Source organism: Spirosoma harenae (assembly GCF_054776975.1).
In genome coordinates, this window is record NZ_BAAHBD010000013.1 from 249117 (window position 1) to 264514 (window position 15398).

Annotated in this window: 11 protein-coding genes; 7 read left to right on the forward strand and 4 right to left on the reverse strand. The window is 48.7% G+C overall.

What is annotated here, in order from left to right; genetic code table 11:
* Positions 1-128 precede the first annotated feature (128 nt).
* Both ACYVE4_RS19485 and ACYVE4_RS19490 read left to right on the forward strand, forming a co-directional pair.
* Positions 129-1181: a DUF4097 family beta strand repeat-containing protein gene (locus ACYVE4_RS19485; RefSeq protein WP_461041874.1), complete on the forward strand. Its 1053-nt coding sequence runs from the start codon at positions 129-131 to the stop codon at positions 1179-1181.
* 81 nt (positions 1182-1262) lie between these two features.
* Positions 1263-1628 (forward strand): hypothetical protein, encoded by a 366-nt coding sequence (locus ACYVE4_RS19490; RefSeq protein WP_461041875.1) that lies wholly within the window; start codon positions 1263-1265, stop codon positions 1626-1628.
* Positions 1629-1646: 18 nt separating this feature from the next.
* Here ACYVE4_RS19490 and ACYVE4_RS19495 read toward each other — a convergent pair whose 3' ends face one another.
* Entirely contained in the window at positions 1647-2246 is a 600-nt protein-coding gene (locus ACYVE4_RS19495; RefSeq protein WP_461041876.1) for an ExbD/TolR family protein, read from the reverse strand.
* A gap of 63 nt (positions 2247-2309) precedes the next feature.
* Here ACYVE4_RS19495 and ACYVE4_RS19500 point away from each other — a divergent pair, with 63 nt between their 5' ends.
* The 5 genes from ACYVE4_RS19500 (at position 2310) to ACYVE4_RS19520 (ending at position 10723) form a co-directional block, all read left to right on the forward strand.
* The gene (locus ACYVE4_RS19500) at positions 2310-5465 is read left to right on the forward strand and encodes an FAD-binding and (Fe-S)-binding domain-containing protein (protein ID WP_461041877.1); all 3156 of its coding nucleotides are present in this window, start codon (positions 2310-2312) and stop codon (positions 5463-5465) included.
* 60 nt (positions 5466-5525) lie between these two features.
* The gene (locus ACYVE4_RS19505; protein WP_461041878.1) at positions 5526-6572 is read left to right on the forward strand and encodes a hypothetical protein; all 1047 of its coding nucleotides are present in this window, start codon (positions 5526-5528) and stop codon (positions 6570-6572) included.
* 101 nt (positions 6573-6673) lie between these two features.
* Positions 6674-7387 (forward strand): 3-keto-disaccharide hydrolase, encoded by a 714-nt coding sequence (locus ACYVE4_RS19510; RefSeq protein WP_461041879.1) that lies wholly within the window; start codon positions 6674-6676, stop codon positions 7385-7387.
* Positions 7388-7610: 223 nt separating this feature from the next.
* Positions 7611-9086 carry an acyl-CoA synthetase gene (locus ACYVE4_RS19515; protein WP_461041880.1) on the forward strand — a complete coding sequence of 492 codons (1476 nt, stop codon included), beginning with the start codon at positions 7611-7613 and terminating at the stop codon, positions 9084-9086.
* A gap of 107 nt (positions 9087-9193) precedes the next feature.
* A complete protein-coding gene (locus ACYVE4_RS19520) occupies positions 9194-10723 on the forward strand; it encodes a sodium:solute symporter family protein (protein ID WP_461041882.1) in 1530 nt (509 codons plus the stop codon).
* 48 nt (positions 10724-10771) lie between these two features.
* On the opposite strand, the gene ACYVE4_RS19525 is transcribed toward ACYVE4_RS19520, so the two are convergent.
* The 3 genes from ACYVE4_RS19525 to ACYVE4_RS19535 all read right to left on the reverse strand — a co-directional run bounded on the left by ACYVE4_RS19525 (position 10772) and on the right by ACYVE4_RS19535 (position 15297).
* Positions 10772-13054, reverse strand: a complete 2283-nt coding sequence (locus tag ACYVE4_RS19525; RefSeq protein ID WP_461041883.1) for a DUF7133 domain-containing protein — start codon at positions 13052-13054, stop codon at positions 10772-10774.
* Positions 13055-13059: 5 nt separating this feature from the next.
* Positions 13060-13701, reverse strand: coding sequence for a 3-keto-disaccharide hydrolase (locus ACYVE4_RS19530; RefSeq protein WP_461041884.1), 642 nt, complete (start codon positions 13699-13701; stop codon positions 13060-13062).
* 138 nt (positions 13702-13839) lie between these two features.
* Positions 13840-15297, reverse strand: coding sequence for a sulfatase family protein (locus ACYVE4_RS19535; RefSeq protein ID WP_461041885.1), 1458 nt, complete (start codon positions 15295-15297; stop codon positions 13840-13842).
* Between the last annotated feature and the right edge of the window lie 101 nt (positions 15298-15398).

Genomic DNA, 15398 nt, shown 5'->3' on the forward strand with positions numbered 1-15398 from the left:
ATTTGGCACAGTGCTTGTCGATATCTATTTAATTGCTGAATAGCTTCTTGTTAGACAAAGGCAATAAACAGATGCAACCCTCATTCTCGGATACGCATCTTTGAGACATATACATAAAAACAAATCGTATGAAACGGAATCAATTCTTCCTGACCTTACTCGGTGTAGCCACAATCTCACTGACTTCTTTTGCAACAAATCCTACTGATGATCGGGAGCCATACCAGGTCAAAACCTTTTCGGGGAAAATTAACGCTGTACGTGCCGAAACATCGGGCGGTAGTCTGAGCATCGAAGGTGGCACCGATATGAATGCCAAAGTCGAAATGTACGTTCGGGGCAATAACGGCAACGAAAATCTGGACAAAGAGGAAATTGAAGAACGACTGAAAGATTACGAAGTAAGTATTACGCAGGAAGGCGGTACGATTGTCGCCATTGCCAAACGCCGAAATAACGACAACAACTGGAAGCGCTCACTAAGCATTGGTTTCAAATTCTACACCCCCCGCAACGTTACCACCGACTTACGTACCTCAGGCGGTAGCATCCATCTGAGCGCGCTAACAGGTACACAAAAATTCCGTACCAGTGGAGGTAGCCTGCACATGGATGATATTGCCGGTGATATCAATGGACAAACATCGGGCGGTTCGATTCACATGGATCGCTGCAAAGCCGGAAGCTCAGGTCAACTCGACCTACAAACATCAGGCGGTTCAATTGAAGCCAAATCATCGACAGGTAAAATGCGGTTGCATACATCGGGCGGCAGCATCCGTTTGGCCGATCTCAAAGGCGACGTAGATGCGCAAACCAGTGGTGGTAGTGTACATGGCGAAGACATCGAAGGCGATATAAAAGCAGGCACATCGGGCGGTTCTGTCCGCCTGGCGAATGTAGCGGGTAGCATTGATGCCAGCACCAGCGCGGGTGGTGTCGATGTCAGCATTAGCAAACTAACTGGCCCTGTTCGTCTGTCAACCAGCGCCGGCAGCATCCACGTAAAAATGCCTCTCGATAAAGGCATCAGCCTGAACCTAAGCGGCAACCATATCAAAGTTCCGCTGAACAATTTCAGTGGCGACACCGATAAAAATCACATCAAAGGCTCATTGAACGGTGGTGGCATTCCTGTAACGCTTTCGGCTTCTGCTGGCAGCGTGTATGTGAACCAGTAAGGAATGTATAATGTATGATATAGGATGTATGTTCGTGCTTTTGCAAATCATACATCCTATATCATACATCATACATTTAAAATGAATTCCTCTTTCTTCGATCGGCGACTTCTGGTCAATATAGTCCTTACGTTGCTGGGATGCATTTTACTGCTGTATTGCATTAAAGTGGCCATAGCAGCGCACTTGCCCTATCTGGTAGCAACGCTCCTCGCTACCACACTCGGCTTTCTGGAACCACGAAAAGGTTGGTTTCTAGCTGTCATCCAGGCTGTTACCATCTGGACCGTTTACACATTTTTTCTCGAACACCCCACAAATTCGTTCAACATCGAACTTGAAAACTTTGGGCTTTATGGCTCGATGATTTTAAGTTTTGTAGGTAGCTATATCGGTGGCCGACTAAAACGATTACTAGATCGGAGTCAATCAGGTAGAAGTAAGTAGTAATCAATTGCGCGACGTTCAGACTTTTCGTCTTTTAAGGTCTGCTATATAATCCCATACGCCTTTATAAAGCGACATACGAATCAATTTGGATGCACTCGGATTCGTCGCTTTATACGTTTCATATTTTTGCAAGAGGCTTTTTTCTCCTGAAGTCAGTTCATAGGCTAATCTAAATCGTATTTTGCCATGAATTTGCAGTTCGTCGAACACATCAACTAGGTTTTTGTAGGTTGATTGTACAGTTGGAATAATCAACACAACAGTACGTTTATCGGGCATTAGATACATCAATTGTTTTCTGAGGCCTTCTGAAGAATAACCCGTCTCTAAAAATTCAGCATTTGAGCCGTCACGTTGGTAGGTCAAAAAGCCAATTCTATTGTTTCCAAGAAGAAATAAAGTGGCCGACGCTGGTGGAAAGCTTTCGAAGCAGCCGTTATCATCTGGCAAGTCAACCCTCATTTGATTAGGCTTCTGTATTGTTTTTATTAGCATAAAGAAGGTAAGTAACAAAAAGGCAGTATCAACAAAGGGCGTAAAATCAATGCGGATTGGCGTATAGGTCCGGCGCGTTTTCATAGCAATAGTGTTTAGTCGATTGATGCCTGACAACATCTATTTCCATAATCTACATACGGTTTCCGTATCTTTACAGAACGTTTAGATACGTGATCGTCTATGTTCCTTTTAGCTCAAAAACCGCCCTTTGCCAATCTGTTGCCTTCGTTCGAAGGTGATTTATATTTTGATGAATCTTCTGAACATACAGCCCAGCGCATCCTCTATGCAACCGATGCGTCGGTCTATCAGGAAATGCCTATTGCCGTCGCTCTGCCCAAATCAGTAGCCGACATCAAATTACTACTCCGATTTGCGCAGCAACATAAGCTAGGGCTGATTCCTCGTGCAGCTGGAACATCGCTGGCAGGCCAGGTAGTGGGTAGCGGCATCGTAGTCGATATTTCGAAATACTTCGGGACCATTCTGGATATCAACAAAGAAGAGCAATGGGTACGCGTGCAACCGGGCGTCATCCGCGATGATCTAAACGCATTCCTGAAACCACACGGATTACTTTTCGGGCCAGAAACGTCAACCGCCAGCCGAGCCATGATTGGCGGTATGATTGGCAATAATTCCTGCGGTCTTCACTCCATCGTCTGGGGCACCACCCGCGATCATTTGCTCGAAGTAAAAGTCGTTCTGAGCGATGGTGCTGAAGTCACGTTTGGTGCCCTTACCCAAGCGCAATTCGACGCAAAATGTCGGGGAGAAAATGTTGTAAGTCCGCTCGAACAAAAATTATACGTCCAATTCCGTGATTGGCTTTCGCAACCTGACATTCAAAAACACATCCGCGAAGGCTACCCCAAACCAACCGTCACCCGACGTAATACAGGCTATGCGCTGGATGCGCTGATGGAGTTTTTTGAGACGACCTCACCCCCGGCCCCTCTCCTAAAACAGGAGAGGGAGGACACAAGTCCCCAACTTTCTCCCCTCTCCTGTTTTAGGAGAGGGGCTGGGGCGGTTCGGCGTTCCGATGAGGTGAACCATTTCAATTTCGCCAACCTTATCGCTGGCTCCGAAGGTACACTTTGCTTTATTACGGAAGCGAAACTGAACTTACTGCCGTTGCCGCCGAAGGAAACAGCGCTTGTCTGCGCCCATTTCACTACGATTCAGCAATCGTTGGAGGCTAATCTGGTGGCGTTGGCCCATCGCTGTTTTGCGTCGGAACTGGTAGATGATTATATTCTTCAACTGACCAAAACAAACATTGAGCAGGCTAAGAATCGCACATTTGTTGAGGGCGATCCAAAAGCCATTCTGATGGTTGAGTTTTTTGATGATACTGTTGATAGCGTCGAGCAGAAGGCACAGGATTTTGTGGATGCACTTCGTCAGAAAGGGCTTGGCTATGCGTATCCAATTCTATTTGATGAAGAAACGAAAAAGCCGTGGGCGTTGCGAAAAGCCGGACTCAGTATCATGTACAATATTCCCGGCGATGAAAAACCAGCGAATGTTATTGAAGATACGGCCGTTGACGTTCACGACTTGCCAGATTATATCGATGAACTGGATCAGATGGCCTGGGAGCAACACGGGTTACGACTAGAATATTCGGCCCATGCCGGTGCTGGTGAAATTCATGTGTTACCACTGATCAACCTGAAATCTTCGGAAGGACGAACGAAGTTTCGGGCGTTGCTCATGGATACAGCGCAATTGGTTAAAAAATACGGTGGCTCGCTATCGGGCGAACACGGTGATGGACGATTGCGTGGCGAATGCATTGCGTTTATGCTCGGCCCCGAAAACTACCAATTATGTAAAGAAGTCAAAGCCCTCTGGGACCCACATAATACGTTCAATCCGGGTAAGGTGGTCGATACACCACCGATGAATGAGTTTCTGCGCTCGGAAGCCGATGTCGTAATTCCGCAGCCCAAAACGATTTTCGATTTCTCGAAAGACGGCGGTTTACTCGAACTGGCGGAAAAATGCTCTGGCTCTGGCGATTGCCGAAAAACGGCCATCTCGGGCGGGACAATGTGCCCTAGCTATATGGCTACCCGGCGCGAGCGCGATACAACACGAGCACGAGCCAATATCTTGCGGAATTTTTACAGCCATACACAGGCCCCCACCGACCATGATTTCGAAACCGTTAGCGACGTCTTGGATTTATGTTTGTCTTGCAAAGCCTGCAAAGCCGAATGCCCGTCGAGCGTTGATATGACGCGGATGAAAGCTGAATTCACCCAGCAGAAATACAAGGCAAATGGCATTCCGTTACGGGCCCGTCTGGTTGGGAATTTCACGAAATTAATGTCGCTGGCAAGCCTTGCGCCCTGGGCTTATAACGCTATTTACCACACCCCTACCCTACGTCGATTAGCTAATAAAACCGTCGGCTTTCACCCTGACCGTACGATGCCCGAATTGGCAGGTACTACGTTGCGGCAATGGGTAAAAAGCAGAGGCCATGGGACGCGGGGCATGGGGCAACGAGTCGACAGCAAATCGAAAGAAGTAGAGAATTCCTCTGACTCTATTTCCTCGAGCCCCTTGCCTCAATCCTTACACCCCATGCCCCATGCCCCGCGCCCCATGCTATTTTGTGATGAATTCACAAATTACAACGATGTGGAGGTAGGGAAAAAAGCTATTCAACTCTTGGAGCGGCTGGGCTATTCGGTCACGATTCCGGAACACGCAGAAAGTGGACGTACCTATCTATCAAAAGGGTTGGTAGACGACGCTCGAGAGCTTGCCATTCGGAATGTAACGTTATTCAAAGACTTTATCACCGATCAAACGCCCTTGATTGGTCTGGAACCATCGGCCATTCTGACGTTCCGCGACGAATACCCGGATTTGGTTCCAGCGGAATTGAAAGAAGACGCACTCCGAATTGCGAAAAACGTTTTTCTATTTGAAGAATGGTTTGCGCAGGAGATCGAAGCCGGGCGTATCGATCCTAGTTTATTTACGACCGAATCGCGACTGGTAAAAATACACGGACATTGCCACCAGAAAGCGTTGTCGTCGATGATTCCGGTCAAAAAAGCCCTCTCGCTTCCAGCGAATTACAATGTTCAGTTGATTCCGTCGGGTTGCTGTGGCATGGCGGGTTCGTTTGGGTACGAAGCGGAGCATTACGATCTCTCGATGCAGATTGGCGAGCTGGTACTTTTCCCGGCTGTTCGTCAGGCTGAAGATGCCATTATTTCGGCTGCGGGAACGAGTTGTCGCCACCAGATTAAAGACGGAACGGGCCGGAAAGCACAACATCCCGCTGAAATTTTATTTGATGCCCTCAAGTAGAGCAGCCAAAACACTTTACCAGACTCGGTGGTTTTTAATACAACTTAAACCACAATAGTCATGGAAGATTTATCAGCCCTTAACGAGTCTCGGCAGGCCGACATGGTTTCGAACGAAAACGCAGAAACCAAATATGGCGCCGATCAGGGCGAAACAAATATGGTTAAGCTCGTTGATGGTAAACTCACGCCCATCGGCGACACAGAAGACGATGTCGTAGACGAACAACTTCGAAATCGGTATAGTTCCGATGAAGAACGGACCGTTCAGGGCGATCCATCGCGTGGTAAAACGTATGAAAATTCCGATGCTTCGCTATACGTCGGTGAGGGAGTCGATGAAACTATTTTACCCAACGATCCGATTGCCGTAGCTGATATTACGGGCAACCCAGATGCGGGTTCGACAGTAAATACAGGCTTGCCATCGGAAGATGAACCCGATAATTCTACGAATAAATCGACGCCAACGAATACATTCGGCGGCTGGAATTACATCGGTAGCGATCAGCCATTTGGCAGCTATCCTTCCGGTGATATGGTTCCGCCAACACCCGGTACGCCCGATCCGATGCAACCCGTTCCTGGCATTCCCGAAACGCCACCGACACCTCCCGTACCCGGTCCTGAAATTCCTGATTTACCTGGTACCCCTAAGCCAGCCGTACCCGAAATTCAGGAGCCCAGCGAACCAGATCGCTCGCATGAAGTCAATTCGCAAACGGTAACGTTCACAACATCTGGCCCCGGAGTCATTCCAACCAATGGCCCAAAACCGGATGGCTACGTAGCGAAGACAAACTACGAAGGTTTGGAGGAGGGCTCGAAGGCGAAACCCGGTACAGAAGAAGGCATGGAAGATGAGCCAGATACAGGCGATTCGGCTCGTCCGTATGACGTTAATGCGAAAGATAAAGCGCAGAATCAGCCGGGTGAACGACCAGAAGAAAAAGAAGAAGCAGAGAAACTTCCTCGCGAACTGGCCGACGAAAGCAGCATTCAGGCTCAGGATATGATTTCAGGCCCGGATCGTTCTGATCAGAAATCGACCGAGGGCCTCGACCGGAAATACAACGACCCGGAAGCCGCCCGCGAAATGGCTACCTAGGCAAACTAACTTGACAAATAAACGCGGTCAGAGAAGAAGAATGTGCTCTTTTCTGACCGCGTTTTCTTTTTATATACCTTTAACTCAAAATTCTAAACTCCATGAAAACAATACCTCGCTCCGTGAAAGTATTACTCCCCCTTGAAATTCTATACTGTCTAATAGCCCTTGTGGCCACCTCTGCGGCTCCTCCTAAATGGACTTCGTTGTTTGATGGTAAGGCTATAAAAGGTTGGCACAGCTACCATAAAGATGGCGTTGTGGGCTGGTACGTTGAAGATGGCGCTATCACACCCGACGGCACGGGTGGTGATCTGGTGACGGACAAAGAATACGAAAATTTCGAACTGGAGTTTGATTTCAAAATTCCCAAAGGCAGCAACAGCGGTGTTGTCTATAAAATCATCGATAGCCCCGATATTAAATCGACCTATATGTCGGGTCCTGAGTATCAAGTGATTGATGACAAAGGGTATCTGGATGGCGAAGGCAAGCCATATAAACTAAAAGATACGCAGATGTCGGGTGCCAATTACGATATGATTCCACCGTCGGATTTTAATGCGATAAAAGCACCAGGCGAATGGAATAAAGGCCGGATTGTTGTAAACAAAAATCACGTTGAGCATTACCTGAATGGCAAAAAAGTTGTCGAATACGAATATGGTTCAGACAACTGGAAAACACTGGTAGCCAAGAGCAAATTTGCCAATTGGCCCTACGCTACGGCACATGCCAAAGGAAAAATCGCCTTGCAGAATCATAGCCCGAAAGAGCGCGTCTGGTACAAAAACATCCAGATTCGGGAATTGTAATAACAGTTAGCTCATCCTTAATTGAATTGACCAAACAATCGCCAAACTCCCTGGGCCTATGCAACTCCCCAGGTCTGTGTCCTCACAGACCCTTTTCCGGATGGTAGCGCTGTGCAACTCCCTGGGTCTGTGAGGACACAGACCCAGGGAGTTGCACAGCCTTTGTTCGTTTCAGCGATTAGCTTATTCAACTCAATTAGAAGTGGGCTAAAAAATGGGTTTTATGATCAATATCGTCCAGCAGGCGCATCGTCACCTCACCAATACGGCTATCTTAGCCGGTGGTCAATCGTACACCTATACCCAACTTCTAGCTGACTCTGCACAGTTTGGGCAGCAACTCCTGAGTGATCAGCACGATCTGCTCGAAGCCCGAGTCGCGTTCATGGTTGAACCTGGCTACGACTATGTGCGTATCCAATGGGGAATCTGGCGAGCGGGCGGCATTGCCGTTCCGTTATCTACGTCGTATCCGCCCGCTTCGCTACAATACGTCATCGACGATACCGCTACTGAAGTTATTGTGGCTTCGACTCGATACGCAGACGTACTCCGTCCCATTGCCGAGACGCGAAATATTCGTTTTATTGAATTAGGGGTATCGGAAAGCAGTAGTTCAGTTGACCTACCTGATGTCGATCCGTCGCAGGGTGCTATGATTCTGTATACGAGTGGTACGACCAACCTACCGAAAGGAGTGGTCACTACACACGCCAACCTCGATGCGCAGATAACAACGCTCATCGATGCCTGGGAATGGCAATCGACCGATCATATCCTCTGCGTATTACCACTCCATCATGTACATGGCATAGTCAACGTAGTCAGTTGTGCGCTCTGGGCAGGTGCTTGTTGCGAGTTTCTGCCCGAATTTTCGGCTGAAGCTATTTTTGCTGCTTTCGGCCGAGGTGCCATAAACCTATTCATGGCCGTTCCAACCATTTATTTCAAATTGATTGCTTACTGGGAAGCGTTGCCCGAAACTGAACAGCAGGCGGTTACAGAAACTATGCGCTCGTTCCGATTGATGGTATCTGGTTCAGCAGCTTTGCCCGTAACAGTAATGGAAAAATGGGAACGAGTCAGCGGACATACATTGCTTGAGCGTTACGGAATGACCGAAATCGGTATGGCGATCAGTAATCCGTATCGTGGAAAACGTATTCCGGGGCACATTGGTCAACCCTTGCCGGGTGTTGATGTTCGGTTGGTGGACGACGAAAATAATCCCGTGGTAGAAGGTCAACCCGGAGAGATTCAGGTGAAGGCGGCAACGGTGTTTCGGGAATATTGGCAACGCGCAAAGGCTACGGAAGAAGCGTTTACCGATGACGGTTGGTTTCGGACGGGCGACGTCGCTGTCTTCGACGAAGGCAGCTACAAAATTCTGGGCCGCAGTTCGATTGACATCATTAAATCAGGTGGCTACAAACTGTCGGCCCTCGAAATTGAAGAGGTGCTACGAACCCATCCGGCCATTGGCGATTGCGGGGTAATTGGCTTACCCGATGAAGAATGGGGCGAAACGGTAGGAGCCGTACTGGTAACCAAAGAGGCTATTGACTTAACAGAACTCAACGGTTGGATGCGTACCCAAATGCCCGCCTATAAAGTGCCGCGTCAGTACCGGATTGTCGTTGACTTACCGCGTAATGCAATGGGTAAAGTGACGAAAAACGACCTAAAACAACTCTTCTAACCGATGGATTTCCTGACCGCTTTTCCCTATTGGTTCATCATCGTGATTATGATTCTGAACGCCATCGCCGTGCAATTCATAGATATCGATGTAAAGGACGAACCCAAATGACCTATTTCTCCGAACACGCGACCGTCCTGCTTTGCATGGTGGTATATTTGATCCTACTCATCACGTTCGGCTGGTATCTACAACGACAGGCCAGCAAAACCGTCGGTGAATATTACGTGGCCAATCGCCGTATTCCCGGCTGGGTTGTTTCACTGGCGTTCTTTTCAACCTTCGTTAGCACCAATACGTATATTGGGCAGGCAGGGGAATCGTTCCGGTATGGATTATCGTGGACGTGGGTGGGCGTTTTCTGGGCGGTTTTCTGCATTATTTCCTGGCAGATTTTAGGTCCCCGAATGCGGAACCAGAGTATTCGGCTCAAGTCGTTTACAGTTCCCGATTATTTCCAACTGCGCTATCAGAGTCAGCTCTCGCGGAGCATTCGGGTGTTGTCGGCGGTGATTATTCTCTTTGCGACGATCTGGTACATGACCGGTATTGCGAAAGGTTGTGCGCACTTGCTTCAGTCGCTGCTTGATATTCCGTATGCGTACGGCGCTGCGTTTATGCTGTTCTTCACCTGCTTTTATACCATCGCAGGTGGCATGTATGGCATTATGTGGACCGACGCTGTTCAGGGTATCCTAATGTTTATCGTAGCGATTGTGATGCTATCGCTACCCTTCATCTACGTAGGTGGCTATGATGCGCTGATGGCGAAAATTGCACTCGTAGACCACGTTTCTAAAAAAGGTACGCCTATTGGCAATGGCTTGGTGACGTTCGGGCAACTTACCTCATTTACGTACATCGTCGGTATCGGCTTGTCGATTGGGATGAAACAGATTTCTGAGCCCAAACTCCTGATTCGGTTTTATACCGTGAAAGACAAAGCCGGTATGAAATTCGCCATGACCTGGACACCGATTTTCATGGGGGTTTCGCTGGTATGCGTGATGGGTCTGGGAGCACTGGTACACGGAATGGTAACTACCGAAGAAGCCGCCCAACTCATCAACAATACCGATGAAGTGGTAGGATTCATGCTCAAAAAATTCAACAATCCGCTGATTAGTGGTATCTGCCTGATGGGTCTTTTTGCTGCGGGTATGGCTGCCCTGGCATCGGTAACGTTAGTGGTCGGCACCACGCTCGTCAAAGACATTTGGAATGTGTGGCAACCCATGCCTGTGGAGAAAATCATTCCCCGCACCAAAGTTATGATGCTGCTCTATTGCATCATCGTTTATTACTTCACCATTTTTCCACCTGCTGATGTGGTAGAGTTGTCAGCTTTTGCGGGTTCGGTATATGTAGCCAGCTTTTTCCCAACCATCTTCGGCGGGCTCTATTTTCGGTGGGGCACCGATTTAGGTGCAATAGCTTCTATGATAGCCGGTATCGTCGTCAATATTATCTGGCGATTTGGTGTACGAGGTCGCTACGAAGGTTTGAGCGATATCCACGAAGTGTTCCCGGCCTTTCTAGCTTCCTTTATTGCGTATGTACTGGTAAGTCAGTTCACGGCCCAGCGCAAACCTAGTCCAGAACATCTGGTTACCGTATTCGGTAGAGACAGCGAGTAGACCGAAAACAGCCCTATAGCCTTGGTTTTCCAGACATAGATATTTGTATTATTTTTTACTCTGTCGTAGTAGATCGCGTTCCTTAATCAACTCATCCCAGGTCCAGGGTTTTTCGCGACCAGCGGTTTGCTCGCGTATTTTTTTCACCTGTTCGGGTTTTACGATCACGAAGTTGTTCATGTAGCCTGACGACATTTCCGGAAAGCTCTGCATGCCCAACTCCAGCCGAACAAACGTCAATACTGACGCAATCCAGTCGTCGCTATTAGTACCCATTGGGGGCATGAGTTCATGATACGTAACCCCATCGACCGGACCAGTCAAGCCATGCAGCATGATTTTGACGACCTCGTCGCGGTTTTCGAGCAATTTGAATTTTCCGGCCAGATGTGGGGCAATTTTGGTGGGCGTTCCCTCCCCCTGTGCACCATGGCAAGCGGCACACAGCGACGTAAAAATCTGTCGGCCTTCCAATACGCGCTTACGGTCGTCGGCGTTCAGCGCGGCCAGTTTGCTATTACCGATTTTCCGGGCTTCTTCAGCTTTTTTAATCGTCCGTTCGATTCCCGAAAGAACTACATTGTCGGGGTGTCTGGCTAGAATATCCTGTCGGGTAGCTTGCGCCTTCGCCGACTGGTTATAGTTCAGCGATAGTAAAAGCTGCGCCAATACGTCGTAGCTGGTATCTTTTTTCAAATAGTCCAGTTGCGCCAGCGTTACCCCATCGTTGGCCCGAACGAATGGTTCACTGAGCCAGACCGACGTTTTTCGCATGTTCGGATCGGCATCGTTCAGCGTAACCAGTAGCAGGTTTTTATCGATAGCGTCCAATCCTTCCAGCGTCCACAGGGCATGCATTTGCGTGATTGTCGAAGGCAACTCGGCCAGCGGCCCCTTTTTGCCAGAGGCAATCTGTTTCAGCGAAGTCACCACCGATTTGTCGTTGCGAATGATGATTTCTCTCTGGGCATTATCGCGCCACCATCCGTTTGGATGCGCCAGATGCGTAACGAGTTTCGGGGTAGGCTCATCAAGCATTCTCGGAGCGGAGCCAGGGTTCATACCGTCGTAAACCAACCGATATATCCGTCCGCGCGCTACGTTCTTGTCGAGCCCTTTGCTCTTGATCTGGTCGTAAAGGTAGCTGCCCGGCTGCGCCCAGGTCGATTCCTGAATAATTCCTCTATACATATCCACGATGTATAAACAGCCATCGGGACCAGTATACGTGTTGATGGGCCGGAAGTTCATATCGGTCGACGTAATAAATTCGTCCTGATGATAGACGTTCGACAGCAACACTTTCCCGTCTTTGCTCTGTATGTTGGCCCGGCGAATTACCCGCGCAACGGGTTCGGCTACGATATAATCACCAAAAATGCTTTTCGACAGACGGTCGCCACGGAAAACGGATTGCCCACAGATCGACGTAAACAATTCCATCGTACTATCAGGCCGTAGCGTTTTGGCGCCACCGTTCACATCCGGTGTTTTTATGGCCGACCATACGCGATTGAAACCTTCTTCAAACGCATCGGGAAAATCAAGCTGCCCATAAGCCGGATTGATCTGGAAACCCGATGCCGCAATCCCCGAAGCTGCCCGGCTGAAAAATACGCGTCCATAATCGTCATGCGTAAGTCCCCACTGACCAGCCGCAAAGGGCAGTGTATCAGCTTTTAGCAAGCCATTTTTGTACCGATAGCGAATGGGGTCGATGGTTTCGTAAATCCAGTTATCTAGGTTCCAATCGAGACCGCTCCGTTGGTGTTCTACGTTGCCAAACGCTTTGCGGGTGCTTTTAAAAACCGGTCTTTTTTTATCCGCTTTTCCATCGCCGTTCGTGTCCTGATAGGCGTAAATATCATACGAATTGGTTTCGTTAACCAGCAGTTCCTTTCCGACCGTGAGAATGGCGCGGGGGTTCAGCAATTTATCAATGAAGACCGAGCTTTTGTCCATTTTCCCGTCGCCGTTGGTGTCTTCCAGCAGCATAATCCGACTGTGGGGTTCGTCTTGTCCATCGGCCAGCACCGTCTGCATATAGGTTTCCATCTGCGCTACATACAGCCGAGCGTTGCCATCCCAGGCCAGCGCTACGGGCTCCGAAATCATGGGCTCACTGGCGACTAGTTCGAGGTGGTACCCTTTGGGCAATCGAAACGTTTTCAGACTCGCTTCGGGTGATAGCGGCACCGTAGTTGGCTTCTGGCTGACGGTTCGGGGCGTTTCGAACGGGTCTTCCTGCTTATCATCAGTCCGTTGATACGCCGTCATCATTACCATCGACAACAAAATGCCAACCGTAGCAATCCAATACGTTTGTTTCATACGAGTCAAGGAAGTTCTTCGATCTCAATATCTTTATAAGCTACCTGCGTTACGCCGTTTCCGTGAATCTGAAGTCCGATTAATCCCGACTGCGGAATGGCCACATCTTTTTCGGTATAATCGACAGTTTGGGTACCATTCACGTACAATTGAATCCGACGATTTTCAGCCCGTATTTCGTAGCTATTCCAATCGTTTAGCTTGAGCCATTTCGCCATTTTTATCGAGTCGGGTTGAACGAGCGTTACGTTCCGACACGATTCATCGTACAGACTACCCCAATATTTAGGTCCCCAATCGGCCTGATAGCCGATCATTTCGAAGGCAGGTTTGGTCAATCGTTTACTCCGAAACTGGATACCTGCATTGACAAATCCTTTCGTACCTGTCAGCCTCACTTTCAGCTTCAACACGAAGTTGGCGTATTCGCGGGTCGTACACAGGAAATCGTTGTGCGGTACCATCTCATCCGGTTTTCCGGCGACAATAGTGCCGTTTTCGATTCGCCAGGTTTTTACCGTATCGCCTTCCCAACCCCGAAACGTTTTTCCATCAAACAGCTGGACGCTCTTTTTTACCGGCATTGTCCAAAAGCTAGCTATGACCCATGCAGAAGAGGCAAAAAAAACCGAAAATGCGTTCATCATACTACAAAAGTTTAAACAGCTTTTAGTTATAGTTGAATTGTTTTATCCTAACAAAACATCCATGATTGGTATATACCAAAAAAGCAGGATCGTAGGTAACGCTACCTACGATCCTGCTTTTTTGGTGGAAGATGACTATTAGTTCGCTATCCGCCCTACTTCGCGGACGTTGGTTCCGGTGCGTTTCTGTAGATCATCGCCTAGATCGGCTCGGGCTTCTTCGGCCAGTTTTTCGAGTTTGGCAACAATTTCTGGATGCTGCTCTTTCACGTCATAGCGTTCGCTGGGGTCGCGTCGAAGGTCGTATAAACCGCCCAAAATCTCGTGCGTTTCGGTGCTGGGGCCGGGTTTGCCGTTTTGACCGGGCAGAAATCCTTCATAAGTGCGTCCGGGGTGTGGGAATACGAGTTTCCAATCGCCCTGCCGAATCGCTTCCAGGTTGTTTTTTCGGTAGTAATAATAGAAATGATCGCGCGGAGTTACCGAATTATCACCTTTCAGTAAGGCAAGCCAGTCGATACCATCGATTCGTTGTTTGGGTAATCGCGCTCCGCAGATTTTAGCAACCGTCGGCAGGATATCCATCGTCGTCAGGAGTTTATTGCTAACCCGACCAGCCGGAACGACACCCGGCCAGCGAACCAGACAAGGTACGCGATGTCCTCCTTCAAACGACGTTCCTTTTCCTTCGCGAAAACCACCTGCCGAACCCGCATGATCGCCATAATTGAGCCAGGGACCGTTGTCGCTGATGAAAATGACCAGCGTATTTTTATCCAAACCCTGTTGTTTCAACTCCGCCATTATTTGTCCGATAGAAGCATCCAGCTCCGTCATTACGTCGCCGAAAATACCCCGTGCACTTTTGCCTTTATACTTAGCCGAAGCCGCCAGTGGCACGTGTGGCAACGGATGCGGTACGTACAAAAAGAATGGTTTATTCTTATATCGCCGAATAAACGAAAGTGCCTTTTCAGTAACCGTAGAGGTAATCAGGCTGGCATCATCCAGATCCTTGATTTCCTGCTTTGGTTCGTTATTCTCGATCCAGTGCAGGGGTGGGTATTTTGCCTGAGCCTGTGCTGGGTGCAGTGGCCACATATCGTGTGAATAGGGCACGCCATAGTATTCGTCAAAACCCTGTTGCAACGGCAAAAACTGCTTTTTATCTCCTAAATGCCATTTGCCGAAAATACCGGTTGCATAGCCTTTTTCTTTCAGCAATTCAGCTAACGTCTCTTCATTCGGATTTAAGCCAACGGGTGAATTGGGGCCTAATGCGCCTGAAATACCCAGTCGGTTTGGATAGCAGCCTGTCAATAAAGCCGCTCGCGACGCACTACAAACGGCCTGAGCGACTAGGAAATTTGTGAATCGAGACCCTTCGGCAGCCATCCGATCCAGGTTGGGCGTTGTGTAGTCAAGCGCACCGGTTACGGACAAATCGCCATAGCCCATGTCGTCCATAAAAAACAGAACGACATTCGGCGGAATGGCAGTAGGTTTCTTAATCCAGGCACTGGCGAGTAACCCCAGGCTAACCAACGTAATGGCGCCAACCATCAGGCGAAGCGAACGTTGAGGAATATGTATCATGGAGAATGGTTTTATTAATATTTAAACTAGTCGATTAGCCATCGTTTTTTCATTTATGTCATCCTGACGACAGGAAGGATCTTACAATTTCCTAACTCTCA

Bases quoted from the DNA above. Each gene is read 5' to 3' on its own strand.
- ACYVE4_RS19510 (WP_461041879.1), top strand. From the start codon at position 6,674: ATGAAAACAATACCTCGCTCCGTGAAAGTATTACTCCCCCTTGAAATT.
- ACYVE4_RS19490 (WP_461041875.1), top strand. From the start codon at position 1,263: ATGAATTCCTCTTTCTTCGATCGGCGACTTCTGGTCAATATAGTCCTT.
- ACYVE4_RS19535 (WP_461041885.1), bottom strand. From the start codon at position 15,297: ATGATACATATTCCTCAACGTTCGCTTCGCCTGATGGTTGGCGCCATT.
- ACYVE4_RS19515 (WP_461041880.1), top strand. From the start codon at position 7,611: ATGATCAATATCGTCCAGCAGGCGCATCGTCACCTCACCAATACGGCT.
- ACYVE4_RS19500 (WP_461041877.1), top strand. From the start codon at position 2,310: ATGTTCCTTTTAGCTCAAAAACCGCCCTTTGCCAATCTGTTGCCTTCG.
- ACYVE4_RS19530 (WP_461041884.1), bottom strand. From the start codon at position 13,701: ATGATGAACGCATTTTCGGTTTTTTTTGCCTCTTCTGCATGGGTCATA.
- ACYVE4_RS19525 (WP_461041883.1), bottom strand. From the start codon at position 13,054: ATGAAACAAACGTATTGGATTGCTACGGTTGGCATTTTGTTGTCGATG.
- ACYVE4_RS19495 (WP_461041876.1), bottom strand. From the start codon at position 2,246: ATGTTGTCAGGCATCAATCGACTAAACACTATTGCTATGAAAACGCGC.
- ACYVE4_RS19520 (WP_461041882.1), top strand. From the start codon at position 9,194: ATGACCTATTTCTCCGAACACGCGACCGTCCTGCTTTGCATGGTGGTA.
- ACYVE4_RS19485 (WP_461041874.1), top strand. From the start codon at position 129: ATGAAACGGAATCAATTCTTCCTGACCTTACTCGGTGTAGCCACAATC.
- ACYVE4_RS19505 (WP_461041878.1), top strand. From the start codon at position 5,526: ATGGAAGATTTATCAGCCCTTAACGAGTCTCGGCAGGCCGACATGGTT.